We start from the raw sequence: 17,594 nt of genomic DNA on the forward strand, positions 1-17,594 counted from the left end.
GGTACCATCTTGTCCTGGGGACGCTTGAACATCGGAGCTCATCATTGAGAATGCCGTATTCATAGAAATAACAAAACAAGGCCAGTTGCCGCTATCGTGCGGTTACAGGCCTTGTTTTGTTATGTTGAGAGGTTGGAATTACCGGAAGTGAGCTCCGGCAATTCCGCAAGAACAATTGAGCAGTTGATGGCTGTGTCTGAGCTAAATAAGCATATCAAGCATGTTATCCCCGGCTCAGGTCGCCGGTTCAACACAATGGAGAGCACTTCAGAGTAAGGATTTCTCCAGAATGACGTAGTTCACGCCTGCCTTTTGGAAGGTCTGCAAGGTAGGCTCTAACCCGAATTTCTGATAGAATGACACCTTCGAGGCTCTGGCATTGCACCATATGGCATCTGCGCCAAGGCGCCGGGCCTCTTCCAGCGTGTAGGCCAGCAGGCGGCTGCCATAGCCCTTGCCTTGCTCCTCCCGGAGCGTAGCAAACTTGCGGAATTGCGCCCGTGTCCCCTCGGGGAAAAGAGAGATGACGCTGACAAGTGTGTCGTTCACATACAAGCCGAAGTGACGGCCGTTGGCATCATCTTTAAGCTGTACAAAGCTCAGCTCCTGATCCGGCCACATCACTTCATGCCGCAACTGCCACACTTCGTCAAGACTGGCTTCGCGGATAATCATGTGAGGCTCCTTTCACTCTAAATAATTTTTGTGTATATCGGCTGTCCGGCAGGCAACGGGATTACTTGCGGGTGCATTATCTACATCGAACAAGGGGCTATCCGCATCGTCTAACGAATAGCCCTGATCAGCCGGAATAGCTGTGATGCACAAAGACGCAGGTTGTTAAGGGCAACCTGTTTCTCCATCGCTTCTTCCAGAGACATCGGCCCATTTGTGATGGAGAAGCAGGAGGTAATGCCCTGCTCATTCAGGGAAGTGGTGTCCTGCGGGATTGAACCGCCAAGCGCCAGTACCGGAATACCAAGCTGCCGGGCAAGCTTTGCCATCCCGATAGGCGCCTTGCCCATCGAGGTCTGCTCGTCGAGCTTGCCTTCGCCTGTAATAACGAAATCGGCATCTGCGATTCTCCGTTGCAGTCCGGCATGGCTGGCGATAAGCTGAATGCCCGGCTCCAGCTTTGCGTTCAGCAAAGCGCTGAACGCAGCTCCCAGTCCTCCGGCAGCTCCTGCCCCGGCTATACGCTGAATATCCTTGCCGGTCGCAGACTTTACGACATCCGCAAAGCTTCTCATCCCCAGGTCAAGCTGTTGCACCATCTCCGGTCCGGCTCCTTTTTGCGGAGCGAATACATAGGCTGCCCCATGTTCCCCATAGAAGGGATTGTTTACATCGCATGCCACATGGAACCGGCATTTCGCAAGTTCGGGGTTAACCCCTGCCAGTTCAATAGAACGGATGGCTGCCAAGGACTGGCCGCCCCGGCCAGCCTCTTGACCATGACTATCCAGAAATCTGAATCCAAGCGCTTGCAGCATGCCGGTCCCGGCATCATTGGTGGCGCTGCCCCCAAGGCCGATGATCATACTGCGGCATCCGCGGGAGAGTGCATCCGCTATCAGCTCGCCAACGCCGTAGGAGGTTGTGAGCAGCGGATTCCGTTCATTCAGCTGCACAAGCGGCAGCCCGCACGCGGCTGCGACCTCGATGACAGCCGTATGGTTATCGCCAAGCACTCCGTATACAGCTTCAACCGGACTCCCCAGAGGGCCGGTGACGCTCTTGGGGATATATTTGCCCCCAGTGGCCGCCACCAAGGCCTCGACCGTGCCTTCGCCGCCGTCAGCGAGCGGAATGCAATCCACTTCCGCCTCCGGCCAGACATCGTGTATGCCCAAAGCTACAGCTTGGCTGCCGTCAATTGAAGAGATACAGCCCTTGAATGAATCCATGGCGACAACGACCTTCATGCGTGAACCTCCTGTCTATGATGGATTCATTCACTTTGAAGCTATATCCATTGTGAGGGAAATCGGACAGTGGTCGCTTCCCAAAATATGTGCGTCAATCGCAGCATCCTGCACCAGCGGTGCCAGTCTCTCAGAGATGAGGAAGTAGTCAATCCGCCAGCCGATATTCCGCTCCCTGACCTTCGGCATGAATGACCACCATGTATAGGCGTCTGTCCGGTCAGGGTGCAGATGGCGGAAGGTATCGATAAAACCGGAGCCCAGCAGCTCTGTCATTTTCCCCCGTTCCTCAGCAGTAAAGCCTGAGTTTCCATGATTGGACTTGGCATTTTTAATATCAATCTCCTGATGGGCAACGTTCAAATCCCCGCATATAATGACGCTCTTGCATGCATCCAATTGCTGCACATAACTGCGGAAGCGTTCCTCCCATTCCAGCCGGAGCTCCAGACGGGAAAGGTCGCGCCGCGCATTGGGGGTATACACATTAATCAAGTAGAAGGAGTCGAATTCCAGTGTTAAAATACGCCCTTCATCCTCGCTGTCCTCTTCCAGTCCATAGCGGACGGATAGCGGTTTGACCCGTGTAAATACGGCAGTGCCGGAATAGCCCTTTTTCAGCGCATAGTTCCAGTACTGATGGTACTCTTCTTCAAATTCCATACATATCTGATCCTGCTGGAGCTTGGACTCCTGTACGCAGAAAACATCTGCATCCGCAGCCTTGAAGTAATCGTAAAACCCTTTATTGACACAGGCCCGCAGGCCGTTCACATTCCATGATACAAGCTTCATGCTGATGTCTCTCCTTCATATCGGACATGCAGTTTTTTCTTGTGTATGAGAAAGCAGTCTATATGACCCTGTAATTCTGCACATCGCTTGTTTCCTCTAGTTTAGCATAGAATACAGCTTTGATAGACGGAGAGAGAGAATTTAAGATATGACAAAATAAGCCGCCATGACTGTTATTCATAATCAGTCGTGGCGGCCTGAATGCCGAAACTATTTTTTATTTAAATTCCTTGCGAAGGCCTGCGAATCCGGATTTGGACATTTCATTGTAGAACCAAGAGAGCCGCATCGCAATCCGTTAATATGGATTGTATGAGCGGCTCTCTTACACTTTTAGCGGCGGAACTACTGCATCCCTCTGTAAATGCCGGGTACGGAGTCCGGAATTTCCGTCGCTCCTACTGTTTTCGCATAAAATTCAGTCGGCCCTGCAGCGCCGATAATGCCATAGCCGTAGCCATCTTCCCTCATGGCATGAAGGGCCGCGATTAGAAGCGCTTTGCCTGCACCCAGACCTCTGGCTTCAGGAGAGACGCCAGTGGGACCGAAGAAGCCTTTGGCGGTTGCATTATAGCAGGCGAAGCCAATCAATGTCCCCTTTTCAGAACCGGGCTCTTCCTTGACCGCAAGGAGACAGGTATTGGGCTGCTGGGCGTAGGCGAATTCACATTCGCTGGCCCAGTATTCATTGAATTCTTTTTTTACCCATGCAATGACATTATGCTTCTCTGGCGGCATTCCACGCCTGATGGTGATCCCTTTTTCCCTTAAGTCCATGAGTAGAGGAGCAAGCTCTGGCAGTTCATATAGCTTTACTAGCATATCCGGCATAGGGTATGACCTCCAAATAGAGTGATGGCAAAGATGCAAAACATAATTTCCTTAATCTGTATCTTTATCATATTATAGGAGCCTGCCAGTAGCAATTCCATTTTATTGTGAGTTATCAGGAAAATAATAGATATATTTCTCGTTGGAATCCAATTATTAGTTAAAACTATGAAACATATTACCTTTCATAAAAATATAAATATATGGATATTTATCCAAAAATGGTTGACAGGTTATGGGAGCATCTGTAATATAAAGCTATCGATGACGATGTACACGTTATCGGGTTTCTGAGAGAGAGGATACGATGTATACCGGTGCATTGTACTTCCGCCACAGAAATTTTTTTTGCAACCACAATGATAATGATTATCATTATCTGATTAAACGCATGGCGTTCTGTGGTCTTGAACTCTCATTTATCAAAACAGGAAGGGGTGCATGTAGCTTCATTAATTGGTTTAGGAGTTGAGAACACGGGCGCTGCTGCCACTACGAAGGCGGACAGAGCTGTTAATGCTTGATCCAAAATAAAACACATTTAAAGGGAGTGTATTCAAATGGCAAAAACGATGAAAAAAACAATTACTTTGATGCTTACAATGATGGTACTGGCTCTGGCTGTAGCTATTCCGGCGTTCGCTGCTACGAATAAAACTTATACTTTCTATTACAATGGAGCACCTAGCACTCATGCCAGCGCTTTTATTAATGGTCCTGCAGTAGTTGATAATGATGGCTTTACTACGACTTTCACTCTGCTCAATACAAGCAATGTCATCAAAGGCGTGAAATATAACGGAGCAACTGTTCCTGTTACTTATTCCAGTGGCAATGCTGTTTTCACTATCGAAGTTTTTAACTTCAATGCCCCTGTATCCATCACGCTGGATCTGCAATATCCAGGCGGCCACTCCGCTCCAATGACAGTTCAAGCTGTATTTTAAACTGTTCAACAATTGATTCAAAAAGATAAGGGAGAGCGATTTGCATTTTTGCAGACCGCCCTCCTTTATCCATGAAGTGAATGATTTTCCCTTTACCATAAGGAAATCAACCCAAACTCTCATCGGTTGAGGCCGGTGTAAGAATCTCATATACAGGCCTCAGCTTGTGAGCAAATGGCAAGTTGAATACATATTTAAAGGAGCGTTGTACAAGTGAATAGGGTCAAGAAGTACGTATCCATGTTGTTAATTTTCATGTTTCTCGCAGGCTTGGTTCCGCTCGGGCGTGTTGCCGCAGCTGAAGGAACAATGGTCTTAAAAGACGGTGAGTACTCGGTGGGTTATAAGTATTATAAAGACAATACGAACGAACCGTCCGTAACAGACGACTATGGATATCCGGGCACAGGTGTGCTGATTGTTAAAGGGAACACATACTATTTTGAACACGACATGAAGTTTTACCACTATTTCGGATACTTTGCTTCGCGGAAGCCCGGGCAGCCTAAGGCCGTTATTGCCCAAAATAATAAGTCGGCTAGCGGAGCGGAAGGGTATGAGGTCATAGCTTCTACTAAAGCAGAAGGTGGGGAAGACCGTACCAAAGTACGCATTCTAATAGAGGACTATAATAAACGCCAGGATTTACTGATGCATATTCTTATTCCAGGCATTAATTATGATAACTGGTATAATGCACAGTTGGAGCTTGACCTGAGCAAGATCCCGTCTTCAGGCGAAGATGATGATCTGACCATGGCCAAGAAGCAACTGGAGCAAATGTTCACGGACGCCCATACGTTATATGAGAATGCAAAGGAAGGAACAGGGAATGGCTCCTATCCTGTCGGCTCTAAAAAAGAATTCGAATCAGCCATTCATCAGGCACAAGAACTGGCCGCAAATGCTGGTGATGATATCCAGCTGATTCGGGCGGTTTATGCTTTCCTGAATGAAGCGTATACGAAATTTGTTGCGAAAAAAATAGTGACTGACAGGGCAGCCTTGTTGGCCTTAATCGATCAAGTAGATGCCATCGTCGATTCCGTCAAAAATGCAGGAACGGCTGAAGGAACTCCTAATAGAGGCGCAGCTGTCGCTGGAGAGTATCCGCCCGGTACATCCAACAGTTTGAGAGGCTTCTTAGGCGCTGCCAAAGGGGCTGCGGGTGATTTGGATGCATCCCAAGCTGTAATTGATGAGACATTTAAAAATTTAAAAGAGCAATTCGATGCGCTTGAGTTGAAAAAGTTCGTTGAATCAACGGGAACAATAACTATGATTAATTCGATTGGCGAGGATGCCCAAATTTCAGAATACGCCAAGGAAATTGATCCAGCGTCAACCTTATTAAGAGGCCAAGATCCGTATCGCACAACCCATGCCAATATTGCTTTTCTTTTGGAGCAGAATCCAACAGAAGTCTCTTTTGCGAGTCCGACAGCAGCAGGCGGGTTCAACCCGTCAAGTTTGTCTGCGGCAAAGAAATCTGCCCTGAATTCAACTGCTTCCAGACAGGTATACCAGATTACTCCCAGACATGACATCGCGAAGGACGAGGTGTATCAGGGGCTGGCTTACTTGGAATACACCATTGAAGGTGTAAAAAGAGAGGTATATATCAGCTTCAACTCCGCACAGCTCGCACAGTTGAATAAAGCTATATTGGAGGCCCAGGAGCTGCATGACAAAGCTGTTGAAGGCTCAGATAGCGGTGAGTATGCGGAAGGCTCAAAAGCAGTCTTGCAAGTTAAAATTGACGAAGTCAAAAAGATGGGCGGCAATCTTGCTGCAACCCGTCCGCAAATCGCAAATGCGAGTGAAGTTCTTCAGAATGCGGTTCAGCAGTTTAAATCACAGCTTGTTCCTTTGATTTACTTCACTGCTGTGCATGAAACAGCCCAAGCGTTTTCCAGTATGGACAGCTATATGGTTAAGCCTGCTAAAGTCAATTTTTCTAATGGAAAAGCAAAGGTAGAGTTGACCGTTAAGGACAGCACCACAGTTACCGAATTTAAAATCAAGCAAGGCGAGAACTACGTACCTGCTGCCGTGGTAAGTGAAGATAAAGAAAAAAATACGCGTGTAGTCAGTTTTGAAGTTAATGATCTTGGCAAACTGGTAGATGCACGTGTGCGTACTGTGGTTCCTTCCCAGAATTATGACCGGGAGCATAATATCCGGTTGAACTTTAACAACGTGGACAACACAGCATTATTTTCCTTGATCAATGCTGCAAATGCCAAGCTGCGTGCAGCTGTTACCGGAACTGAGCCCGGCCAGTATACGGAGGCTGCCAAAGCGGTATTAAAGGCAGCTGTTGATGAGGCAAATACAGAAGCAGTTAGCCTGTCCGCAACGCCTGAGACATCTGCAGCAGCGACAGCCAAGCTTAAGGAAGCAGTCGCCCTGTTCGAACGTTCAGACAACAAGAACCTGAATCCGCTGAATACCCTGATTGCATCCGCACAATCGGCACATGACAGCGCCAATGAAGGTACAAGTGTAAACCAGTACAAAGCCGGCTCGAAGCAAAAATTGCAGGCCGCTATCGGAGTGGCTAAAGAATCAGCCGCAAATCCGGTGAACCAGAACCAGATTAACGAAGCTGCTGTGAAGCTGCAAGCGGCGCTGGATGCATTCCAGGCGTCCAAGAACTTCAGCACGGGAAATTACAATGCAACGCTGAAATCATCCTCCCCGGCTTTTGCGGGTCATATTCAGGGAACAGCGGAGCTTGCAGTTGGCGCTCAAACGAGCAAGCTGACAATAACGCCTAAACCAGGCGTAACCGTTAAAAAGCTGATCAATCAAACAACGAATGAGGAAATCCTGCCGGTTGGCTCTATGTCTCCTGCTGCTGTGTCTTCTCAGGGCTTCAGGGGTACAGCTGCGCTGCTGGCGCTGACATCCGGGGCGTCTGTTCCGGTTCAGTTCGAAGTGAAGGATCTGAGCAGCCCGTACAGTCTGGTTATTGAATATATCGACAATGAACAAGTGAAAGAGACCAGCTACACAGTCCAGCTTGCTAACATTACATCCAAGACCACACCGTATTACCCTGGCGGCAATTCGGGTGTAGTGGTCGGTACATCAGATAAATACTACTATATCGATTTCAAAGTTCTGAAAGAGGGCACGGCAGAAACATCGATGATGCAAAGCTATGTAGTGCCCAAAGCGCTGGTCAAGGAATCCGGCAGCTCGAAGACTGTACAATTTACAGTGAAACAAAGCAGCGCCATCAAAGTGCTAACCATTGACGGTCATGAAGTTGCGGATGTGAGCAAAAACGAGGCTGCGGATACAAGAGTTGTATCTGTCAGCTTGACGGACCTGTCCGCGAAGCTTAAGGCCACTGTGAAGCTGAGCATCCCGGCGCAAAACTATAATAGCGAGCACACTGTCCAATTTGTCTTTGATACGGCTTCGGTGAAGGCTGCTGATGCCAACGCTGCAGTGCCTGGAGTAGAGACAACAGGTACAACCGTACAGACCCCGGACAAAGGCAATGAGACCCAGGAGCCGGAAACAGACTTTGCAGACATTAAAGGGCATTGGGCTCAAGCCGAGATTGGGAAGGCTGTCACGCTTGGGATCGCTACAGGTTATGCTGACGGAACTTTCCGGCCGGACGGGGTCATCACCCGGGCCGAATTCGTATCCCTGCTCAGCCGTGCGCTGAAGCTTGAGGCAGGGAAGGAAGCGGCATTCCAGGATGCCAGCCGTATTCCTGCATGGGCTCGTGAGCATGTAGCGAAGGCTGCAAGCGCCGGCCTGATTGGAGGCTACAGTGATCAGACCTTCCGTCCGGACCAGCAGATCAGCCGTGCGGAGCTTGCAGTCATTATCACCCGTGCAGCGAAGCTGGAGACCGGCAAGAGCGCAGCTCTGAGCTTTGCAGATGCCGGGCTGATCCCGGGGTGGGCACAGGCTGAGATTGCGGCTGCTGTCCAGGCCGGATTGATTCAGGGCAAAGGCGGCAATACTTTTGATCCATCAGCAGCCGCAACGCGTGCGGAAGCTTTGGCATTGATCATCAAGCTGTTGGATGAGAAATAAGAAGCGGCAAGAATGGGGTGGCGGAATGTAAATTCCGTCGCCCCTTCATCATTAGAATGCTCCTTTGTTAAACGGAATGTATTGCTGCCATTGCAGAAAGAGAAGCGGTTGGAGCATAGGTGCAAATTAAAACAAAATGTGACAAGAGTGGTTTGCATGCAAAGAAAATAGAAGTGAAGCAGTTGACATTGAAGCGTGAGAGAGGTATCATTAAGTTGTAAGTGATAATGGTTATCATTATCAAATGATAAAAATCACCTTCGTATTCTAATCGCAATCATCGTCGAAGTCAGAATATCGGAGTGACAGAGCTTATGCTCACAAGAAGAGGCCAGTGTTAAGCCCCCCTTACGCTGGTCTCTTCTTATGTTTTTTATTTGCCTAGTTAAAGTTGATTTCTTCAATTTTTCTTAGAGCAGGGTTGGGGTGATCCATATAAAACCAACTACCATCAGTCCACTGCATACCGTAGTATTTATTATCATCATCCCTTAATGGGAAGCTTTCCCCGGTAGTCTTATTGTATTTACGCATATGTTTGTCAAAATAGTAAATTTCTTTTTCATTGTCATAAAAAATATCTTCTGCATGATTAATTAGTTTGCTTATTTTGGGGTTGCTATATTGTACTTCGTAAACGGCCTTATCCTCCTCGGCCAAATAGATTAAACCCTTCTCCGTATATAGAACTTTTACAATTGTATGAGGTACGCTTGCAAGTTCCGACAATTGCTCTGTTTTTAAGTCGAGGCTAGAAACAGTATGTCCTAATGGTTCAACAAAATAAACAACGTCACTGCTAACCATATAACTATTAACAGGTGTTTTAGTTAACAGTTCCTGTTCTGAACCATTATGCCTGATACGGTTGATTCGTTGATGACTGTCCACAAAATAAATCCAATCCGCTTCGGCTATGATAAGTCCAACTTCTTCATCAGTTATACGAGTATTGTTTTCTCCTGTGATGAGTGACTTATAGAGTTTCGAACCATCTGACTTATTTTGGTAAAAAAGTTGATCGCCCAGGACATTAATAAAGCCGGCAGATTGTCTGACAAGGATCTGTTTGTGCTCTCCATCCTTGGTTTTGGTATAAATATAACTGTGATCCTCTGGCTCGGCGTAGAAGATCCAATCACCCTGAGAAGTTACGTACCCGCCATTTAGAATATTATTCATCGTATTACCAATCTCGTTAGACTTTAAAGCATCAGGCCGCTCTTTATCATAGTTACATCCGCTTAAAAGTATCACTAGAAATAAGAGGAGATATCCCTTTTTTAACGTTGGAAACAACATTTACATTCATCCTACCTTCATTTCTATTCACTTTAAAGTAAGCGAGCCTCGCCAGTTATGACACTGGCGAAGCATTTATAGTTTTAATTAAATTGAATTCAATAATAAGTTTATTATAAGCAGCATTCCATTATGGTGTGTTAAATCGACTCACGCTACCACAGCAATACCATGCAGAATAATCAATCCAGCGGTCACTTGTACTCCAATTATCATTAAGGCGAAGGAAGTTCTTGTCCCCATTCAATATTCCTGATTTTTCATAAGTCCGGTATCCTTTGACCAGAACAGTATGGTTTGTATAATACCCATTAGCCATATTAAATAAAGCAGGACGGTTATTATCAATTTCTGTTTTGAAAATGCTAAAAGAAATTACATAAACATTGTTACCCTTTCCATTAGAATAATTATATTTTTTCCAAATATCAGTAATAATATCATCGATTTTTGTTGGTGGTGTTCCACCACTTGAAGTATACCCGTGATTTGTAGCAATAGTTTTAATGTCATTATAAAGAGTTGTAATATTTGAAGGTATATTTGAATAGCTTGATCTGAAGTAACTGAAGGCTTGGGTCAGTGAGGACAAGGTGCAATTTTCTACATTTGACTCGAAGGATGACTGAAGTCGAGCTGTAATACTAAGAGTTTTCTGGGTTTTCATTGTCCAGCCAGAACCATATGTGTCTACAATATATTGATACACGTCAGGAATTTCTACTGTTGAAAAAGCGGATATCCCATTTGAACCGTTTTTTTCTCCATCGGCCATCCATTTATTTAGTGACCCAAAAGATCGTAGTTGTGCTGATAATTCAGGGTTAATCTCAGGAGGACTGGCAGTACGGAGCAAATTTTTGGCTACAATAGAATCAGGAGCAATTTCTGCTTCCAGAGTATATAGTTTGTTATCAGACTCAAGATAGTATTCTATAGGAGAAGCGTAGTAAATTTTATCTGCATCTTCCAACCCGCTAATTTGATATACCGGGTCATCGGTATAAGAGAATTCAGTAACAGATAAGTCTCCACCAGTATTTTGAACGAAAATGTAGCCATTCTTTACACCTTGTTTGGTCAATTTAAAAGTGTAGCCGATCAAATTATTATTAATATCATAAATCTCGTTTACAGATTGAATTCTTGTATTCCGGTCCCAACCAGAATCTTCATTTTCATATTTATCACTAGCTATAAACCAAGCAGCAAATAGACCGTAGTCCTCATAAACAGATGAATCTGATTCAGCATGAAGATTGTAAGCAGGGATGTTAAAAAAGAGTAAGCTAAAACACAAAAACACAAAAAAAGGTTTACACCATTTCATAAAAACTTTCTCCTCCCTTAGTATATTAATAAATTAAAAATTAAGCATTTTCTAAGATGAAGAAGTTTTAACCCCTCTCCATGAATTAACCTCAAAAGATACATAAATGGAAAAAAATTCTTATGGGTCCTTTTTAGGATATCATATTCCCTCTGTGTAATCAACGATTCAATGATATTATGAGAGTCTGACTTCTTTGGTAATTTGAATTCTGAAACTTTGCATTCCAACGTTATAAACTGTACCAGTGTGGAACAGTTTAATGCTGTCCAAACAAAAAAACCTCTATTTCGCTTGTCGTAACAAGGGATGGAAGTTTTGGTTAGTGATGAGGCAGCTGGCATCTACTTCTAAGCGCTATCAAGGAGCAGTGTATTGACAGGCGTGAGGTCACAGATGTAAGCAATGATGGGGCTGCAAATACGAGGGTCTTGTTTGTCTGCTTGACAAGATCTGTCTTCGAAATTTAAAGTACCGTAAAATTGGACATCCCGGCGCAAAATTATAATAGCGAGCATACCGTTCAATTCGAATTCGATACGGTTTTGGTGAAGGCGGTCGATGCCAGCGCTTCTGTGCCTGGAATCAAGACAACGGGTACAAATGGAGAGGCCCCGGGCAAAGGAAATGAGAATTTGGAGCCGGAATCAGAAACGGCATCTTCCGTCCGAACGCTTCCATCACCCTGGCTGAATTCGTCGCTCTGCTCAGCCGCGCGCTGAAGCTGGAGAATGGCAAGGAAGCGGTTCCAGGATGACGTCCGGATTCCGGCATGGGCCCGCGAGAATATCTCCAAGGCAGCAAGTGCAGGCCTGATCCCGGGGTTGGGCACATGCCGAAGTTGCAGCTGCGGTCATGTCCGGCCTATATTTGCCTGTCGCAACATAAACAAGCCCAGGGTTGGAAGCAAGCTTCTGACCCTGGGCTTGTTATATTAACGATTCATTTAAGCTTTGGTGATCAATACAATACGTGATATTTTCTCATCGGCCAGCTTCGTAGCTTTTTTGCCATCGACAGTCATCATATAGAGACGGGAGTTGTCCCCGGCGTTAATGAAGAAGATGCCATCAATATTCTCCTCGTACTGGCAGAGATCCCATTCTACACCGACCATCTTTTTCAGAGTCAGGTCCTTGGGATTCAAAACATAAGCTCCGCTTTGGGCAAATAGGACTGTTGATTGAACCTTGCCATCCTTAATCATATTGCGTACATAGCCGACATCGCTCAGTGGAAGAGCTTTAGTGCTGGCGACTTTATTGTTAGCAACTGTACTGACATAGGCTTTGCCTTTGCTGTCCACGTAAGCATATTTGTTAGCGCTAATTTCGGCAATTTCAAAAATGCCTGTTTTGTTTAACTGAAGGGTCTTTCCATCCTTCTTGATCAGTTGTGCTGTACTATTGGCATAATTGAAATCGCCGTCAGAACCAAGCCGGATGCCCTTATTAAACAAATAGCTGTCATTGCCTGCCCATGATCCGGAGTATACAGAGTTGGTATCAAGCGCCGCCTTAGCGTTGACGGCTTTGGCAGTGCCACCCTTTTTCGGAACAGTATACAGTACCATGCAATCCACGGAAAATTGTGTTTCCTCAGGTTTAGTGTTGATCATCAGGTGCAAGTTGGTGTTATCAGATCGTACAAAAAAGGAATTTTCCAGAGCCCCGGCTGCCACCCACTGCGGTTGTCCCTTGCCATCAACAGGTTTGGAGGCTACCCAGGTGGTTCTGCCGTTGCGGAGCGCATTATAGTAAATACGTCCCTCAATAACCGAAAAGGACGGGAAGCGGGCATCTGCCATATCTGCAATAAGAGTAGCGCCTGAAGCACGTTCTATCGAAGAAGCGGCACGGTACAGCTTACCGGTATCATCCATGAAATAGATAAAATCACCGTCGGTTTCAAAATGAACGACCCGCTTGTCGCCCCCAAAATTGTAGGTTTTAGCCTTTTCATCCTGCAAATCCATGCGCAGCAGCGTGGTGGAGCTGTCATCATATAAATAGTACATAAATTCCCCGGCTTGCTTAAGCTCGACACCTAAAAAGTTTTTGCGGATCATCTGCGCCGGGCTGCCGTCTGTCTTCACCCGGTATAAATTGCTATTGGATACATAATATACGTAGGTTACATCTTTCTTGTCAGCAGTTCCCTCCGCTTGAACACTCCCTGCTCCCAGCCCGCTCAAAACAAGGGCCAGAATAAGCAGAGACAATACTGTTCGTCTCATCGATGTGATCATGTTGTTCATTCAAAAATCTCCTTCTCTACAATAAAGTTGTTTTCAGATACAAATATCGGTTTTAAAACAACGAATTGTTATAGAAGGGAGTTAAAGTTATATTAAAGAGTTTAAGCCATCCATAGTGATGCAGACAGCTTAATCATGGGAATGGATAAGAAAACAAAACTGCCGCGGTCCATGACCGCGGCAGTTTTTTAAATAATATTTATAATCGGATTAAGAGAAACTGTGTTTGATTAAACGACACCTTGCAACAGCATTGCATCTGCAACTTTAAGGAATCCTGCGATGTTGGCACCGACAACCAGGTTGCCGGAGTGGCCGTATTGATCAGCGGCAGCTACAGAGCTCTCGTAGATGTTTTTCATGATGCTATGCAGCTTGGCATCTACTTCTTCGAAAGTCCAGGACAGTCTCATGCTGTTTTGTGCCATTTCCAATGCAGATACGGCTACGCCACCTGCGTTTGCAGCTTTAGCCGGTCCAAACAATACTTTGTTGTTCAGGAAAACATCGATTGCAGCCAATGTAGAAGGCATGTTTGCACCTTCACCGATTGCTTTAACACCGTTGTTTACGAGTGTTTGAGCTGCTTGCTCATCGATTTCGTTTTGAGTTGCGCAAGGCAGAGCGATATCACAAGGGATAGACCAGATGTTCTCGCAGCCTTCTGTGTAAGTAGCTTCCGGATGGATGCTCACATACTCGCTGATCCGTTTGCGCTCAACTTCTTTCAATTGCTTCACTGTACCCAGATCAATTCCGTTAGGATCGTAAATATAGCCGTTGGAATCGCTGCACGCTACAACTTTAGCACCCAACTGATGAGCTTTCTCGATTGCATAGATAGATACGTTACCGGAACCGGAAACGACAACCGTGCTGTCTTGGAAACTCTGGCCTTTGGCTTGCAGCATTTCGTTTACGAAGTATACACAGCCATAGCCGGTAGCTTCAGTACGAGTCAAACTTCCGCCGTAAAGAAGGCCTTTACCAGTCAAAACGCCAGCTTCGTTCGCGCCGCGGATACGCTTGTATTGACCAAACATATATCCGATTTCTCTTCCGCCTACACCGATGTCGCCAGCAGGCACGTCAGTGTCAGGACCGATATATTTGCTCAGCTCTGTCATAAAGCTTTGGGTAAAGCGCATAACTTCATTATCGGATTTGCCTTTAGGATCGAAGTCAGATCCGCCTTTACCGCCGCCGATTGGCTGGCCGGTCAGGGAGTTTTTGAAGATTTGCTCGAAACCGAGGAACTTGATGATGCTCGCATTAACAGACGGGTGGAAACGAAGTCCGCCCTTGTAAGGTCCGATCGCGCTGTTAAATTGAACACGGAAGCCGCGGTTTACTTGTACTTTGCCTTGATCGTCGATCCAAGGTACACGGAAGGAAATAATACGCTCTGGCTCAACAATGCGCTCCAGGATGCTGTTATCCATGTATTTTGGATGCTTTTCAAATACCGGTACGAGGGAATCCAGAATTTCTTTCACGGCCTGGTGGAATTCGCTCTCGTGCGGGTTCCGTTTGATAACTGTTTCGTAAACGGATTGAACATACTGTGCAGCAACAGTTTTGTTTTGCTCAGAAATAACGGTTGTCACTTTATCCAACACTCCTTATTGCAAACTCAACTGCAATTTGTATTAATTGCACGATAATTTGCATTTGTATACACGAATTCTAAACTAAAGGTCACCAGATTCGCCAATAAAAATATTTTTAAGCCCCGATTAAAGAACTCTATCTCAGAAAATGGAAGCTATTTCAAATCTTTAGTGGACTAGCCGGAAAAATGGAGCAGAATACATGACATGAAGTCATTTTTTAACTATAAAATGGAAATTATGCATTGAAAATATATGATTATGCAGCTTCAATTTTGGGAATTCAGTCTTTTTCCTGTGAATCCAAATCACATATAAATATATATTTTCATTACAAGTATAGTAAGGTTTTATTATGATGATTTGATAATATTTATGCCGTTTTTACTTTGGAATCCATATTTTGAACTTTAATTTAAGTGATAATTTTAGAAACCTGCCATGAATAATTGATTGTTAGCTGAATCCTTCTCGTTTTCTTAAAATTTTGATATATATCCTCACATTGAAAAGAGGAAAAACAGAGGTGAATGGAGAATTAAATTGGGTAAAATACGAATTTTGATTGTATAAAAGGTCTGATGGTGTTGAAATCCGAAAAATTAATGTTCAATATGGAACTTATTGGTCGGATTTGGAGCAAATATGACAACGAAATTTGATTGAATAATTATGCAAAATACAAAAAATTTTTTGTTTTGATGTTGGCAAGGCGGAAAAAATGAGACGCTAAATGACATAGGCTCCCATGAAAAGAGTAAAAATTAATAGCCGGCTTCTTTATTTTTAATCTTGATTCGGCATTTTCATCCTCTTCTGACAGCAGTGGAATTCTTAGAAATAGTCCTCGATGCTGAGCAAAGATTGCAAATGTGAGTGTAAACTCGACTCAGGAGGAAGAGGTGTCCGCACTATCTGGAGACCGGAGAGGGATTTTCCGTGCTGAAAGTGTAAACAAGCCTGCCGCCCTTGAAAAAATTCAGGGCAGCAGGCTTGTTAGAACATGCCAAAGCATTGGTTTCTTAAATTGAAGTGAAGTAAAGCTGGCGGGCTTGTCCGAACTTCAATTATGAAATAGATGAATTACAGCAGCTCGCGGCGCAGCTCTTCAGGAGATTTTGGAGACAGGTAGCCGAACGGTACATCGAATACGGTTTTGGCTCCGGTTTGGCCTTCATTGCTAAGCTTGAATACAGCACGAGCATAAGCAACCAGTACGCTGGCAGTGAATTCAGGATTGCTTTCCAGCTTCAGGCCGAACTCAATGATCTGCTTGGTGCCTGCGCCGGTTACGCCGCTGCGGATTACGAAGCCGCCGTGAGGCATTGTGCCGTGCTCAGCTTTAAGTTGTTCTTCGGTAATGAAGGTTACAGTTGTATCGTAATCGGAGAAGTAGTTAGGCATATTTACAATTGTGCTGCGGATTTCTTCTTCGTTTGCACCCTCTTCAGCGACAACGAAGCAGTTTCTCAGATGCTTTTCACGAGTCGTCAGCTCAGGAGTTTCGCCGGAACGAATGCGGTCAATAACTTCTTGAACCGGTACAGTATATTGAACACCTGCTTTAACACCTGGAACGCGGCGGATGGCATCAGAGTGGCCTTGGCTGATTCCTGTGCCCCAGAAGGTGTAATCTTTACCTTGCGGCAAAATAGCTTCGGACAGCAGACGGTTCAGGGAGAACAAGCCTGGGTCCCAGCCAGTGGAAATTACGCTCAATGTACCTGCTTTTTTCGCGACAGCATTAACTTCGTCGAAGAATTCAGGGATTTTCGCATGGGTATCAAAGCTGTCAACCGTGTTGAACAGGGCTGTGATTGCAGGTGTTTGCTCAGGGAGATCCGTTGCAGAGCCGCCACAGAGAATCATAACATCGATTTTGCCTTTGTATTGCTCTGCATTAGCAATGGTCTCGAAGCGAACTTCTCCGCCTTCGGATACCATGCTTTCAGGAGAACGGCGTGTAAAGATCGCAACCAGCTCTATATCATCATTCTGGTCAATCGCTTTTTGAACACCTTTACCCAGATTTCCATATCCTACGATTCCTACTTTAATCTTTGACATTCGATAGTTCCTCCTATAATCTACAAGTCTTTATCCATTATAAATCGATTCACAGGTTAACATCAAATGTAAACTAATTCTTTTTAAAAAATATTATGGGGTGAATCTCAAAATCATCACTTGACAGTAAGCCTGACATCGATATTGAAAAAAATGCGTTTGGCAGTCAAATCGGGCTGTATGCGCCTTTTTTCATTATAAAAATGTGTCACTTTGGTTCGCAGCAGCCTCTTTGCTGTTATATGAGAAGTGCTGGCTGCTGCTATGGATAACCGGTCAACTTGTCTGGTGTCATTTTATCTCCGCATCCCGCTCTTTCGATTACCCTCTTCATGCCAAGCCCAAACGAATAGAATTTATTAATTATGGAATATAAAAAGTCAATTAGACAGCAGCAGCCGGCGGTGCTAACATTTGAATAACTAAAAACCAATAATTCCTATTGGAATAATTAAATCATTATTTTGT

General features: G+C 45.1%; 12 protein-coding genes. 2 read left to right on the forward strand and 10 right to left on the reverse strand.

Annotated elements, in window-relative coordinates; genetic code table 11:
* Positions 1-267: 267 nt before the first annotated feature.
* From H583_RS0109125 to H583_RS0109140, 4 genes are all read right to left on the reverse strand, one after another.
* The gene (locus tag H583_RS0109125; protein ID WP_028560201.1) at positions 268-675 is read right to left on the reverse strand and encodes a GNAT family N-acetyltransferase; all 408 of its coding nucleotides are present in this window, start codon (positions 673-675) and stop codon (positions 268-270) included.
* A 110-nt stretch (positions 676-785) separates the two neighbouring features.
* The gene (locus H583_RS0109130) at positions 786-1,925 is read right to left on the reverse strand and encodes a glycerate kinase family protein (protein WP_028560202.1); all 1,140 of its coding nucleotides are present in this window, start codon (positions 1,923-1,925) and stop codon (positions 786-788) included.
* Positions 1,926-1,955: 30 nt separating this feature from the next.
* A complete protein-coding gene (locus H583_RS0109135; protein ID WP_028560203.1) occupies positions 1,956-2,720 on the reverse strand; it encodes an exodeoxyribonuclease III in 765 nt (254 codons plus the stop codon).
* A 345-nt stretch (positions 2,721-3,065) separates the two neighbouring features.
* On the reverse strand, positions 3,066-3,551 hold the full coding sequence (locus H583_RS0109140; protein WP_028560204.1) for a GNAT family N-acetyltransferase: 486 nt from the start codon (positions 3,549-3,551) through the stop codon (positions 3,066-3,068).
* Between the two features lie 560 nt (positions 3,552-4,111).
* Between H583_RS0109140 and H583_RS0109145 the strand changes: the two genes are divergently transcribed.
* The gene (locus H583_RS0109145) at positions 4,112-4,498 is read left to right on the forward strand and encodes a hypothetical protein (protein WP_028560205.1); all 387 of its coding nucleotides are present in this window, start codon (positions 4,112-4,114) and stop codon (positions 4,496-4,498) included.
* Between the two features lie 213 nt (positions 4,499-4,711).
* Positions 4,712-8,560, forward strand: a complete 3,849-nt coding sequence (locus H583_RS35240; RefSeq protein WP_051236234.1) for an NEAT domain-containing protein — start codon at positions 4,712-4,714, stop codon at positions 8,558-8,560.
* 381 nt (positions 8,561-8,941) lie between these two features.
* Here the strand turns inward: H583_RS35240 and H583_RS0109155 are convergent, their stop codons facing one another.
* From H583_RS0109155 to H583_RS0109180, 6 genes are all read right to left on the reverse strand, one after another.
* Positions 8,942-9,862: a DUF5050 domain-containing protein gene (locus tag H583_RS0109155; RefSeq protein WP_028560206.1), complete on the reverse strand. Its 921-nt coding sequence runs from the start codon at positions 9,860-9,862 to the stop codon at positions 8,942-8,944.
* A gap of 130 nt (positions 9,863-9,992) precedes the next feature.
* Positions 9,993-11,192, reverse strand: coding sequence for a C39 family peptidase (locus tag H583_RS0109160; RefSeq protein WP_028560207.1), 1,200 nt, complete (start codon positions 11,190-11,192; stop codon positions 9,993-9,995).
* Between the two features lie 523 nt (positions 11,193-11,715).
* Positions 11,716-12,024, reverse strand: coding sequence for a hypothetical protein (locus H583_RS0109165; protein WP_028560208.1), 309 nt, complete (start codon positions 12,022-12,024; stop codon positions 11,716-11,718).
* Positions 12,025-12,138: 114 nt separating this feature from the next.
* Positions 12,139-13,449, reverse strand: a complete 1,311-nt coding sequence (locus H583_RS0109170; protein WP_028560209.1) for a DUF5050 domain-containing protein — start codon at positions 13,447-13,449, stop codon at positions 12,139-12,141.
* Positions 13,450-13,679: 230 nt separating this feature from the next.
* Positions 13,680-15,056, reverse strand: a complete 1,377-nt coding sequence (gene gdhA, locus H583_RS0109175) for an NADP-specific glutamate dehydrogenase (RefSeq protein WP_028560210.1) — start codon at positions 15,054-15,056, stop codon at positions 13,680-13,682.
* A 1,086-nt stretch (positions 15,057-16,142) separates the two neighbouring features.
* A complete protein-coding gene (locus tag H583_RS0109180; RefSeq protein WP_028560211.1) occupies positions 16,143-17,126 on the reverse strand; it encodes a diaminopimelate dehydrogenase in 984 nt (327 codons plus the stop codon).
* Between the last annotated feature and the right edge of the window lie 468 nt (positions 17,127-17,594).

This window comes from Paenibacillus pinihumi DSM 23905 = JCM 16419, assembly GCF_000422505.1.
Lineage (GTDB): Bacteria > Bacillota > Bacilli > Paenibacillales > Paenibacillaceae > Paenibacillus_D > Paenibacillus_D pinihumi.

What these genes read in the sequence shown, in the direction of transcription:
- H583_RS0109160 (WP_028560207.1), bottom strand. Translation starts at nt 11,192, where the DNA reads ATGAAATGGTGTAAACCTTTTTTTGTGTTTTTGTGTTTTAGCTTACTC.
- H583_RS0109180 (WP_028560211.1), bottom strand. Translation starts at nt 17,126, where the DNA reads ATGTCAAAGATTAAAGTAGGAATCGTAGGATATGGAAATCTGGGTAAA.
- H583_RS0109170 (WP_028560209.1), bottom strand. Translation starts at nt 13,449, where the DNA reads ATGAACAACATGATCACATCGATGAGACGAACAGTATTGTCTCTGCTT.
- H583_RS0109145 (WP_028560205.1), top strand. Translation starts at nt 4,112, where the DNA reads ATGGCAAAAACGATGAAAAAAACAATTACTTTGATGCTTACAATGATG.
- H583_RS0109125 (WP_028560201.1), bottom strand. Translation starts at nt 675, where the DNA reads ATGATTATCCGCGAAGCCAGTCTTGACGAAGTGTGGCAGTTGCGGCAT.
- H583_RS0109140 (WP_028560204.1), bottom strand. Translation starts at nt 3,551, where the DNA reads ATGCCGGATATGCTAGTAAAGCTATATGAACTGCCAGAGCTTGCTCCT.
- H583_RS0109130 (WP_028560202.1), bottom strand. Translation starts at nt 1,925, where the DNA reads ATGAAGGTCGTTGTCGCCATGGATTCATTCAAGGGCTGTATCTCTTCA.
- H583_RS0109155 (WP_028560206.1), bottom strand. Translation starts at nt 9,862, where the DNA reads ATGTTGTTTCCAACGTTAAAAAAGGGATATCTCCTCTTATTTCTAGTG.
- H583_RS0109135 (WP_028560203.1), bottom strand. Translation starts at nt 2,720, where the DNA reads ATGAAGCTTGTATCATGGAATGTGAACGGCCTGCGGGCCTGTGTCAAT.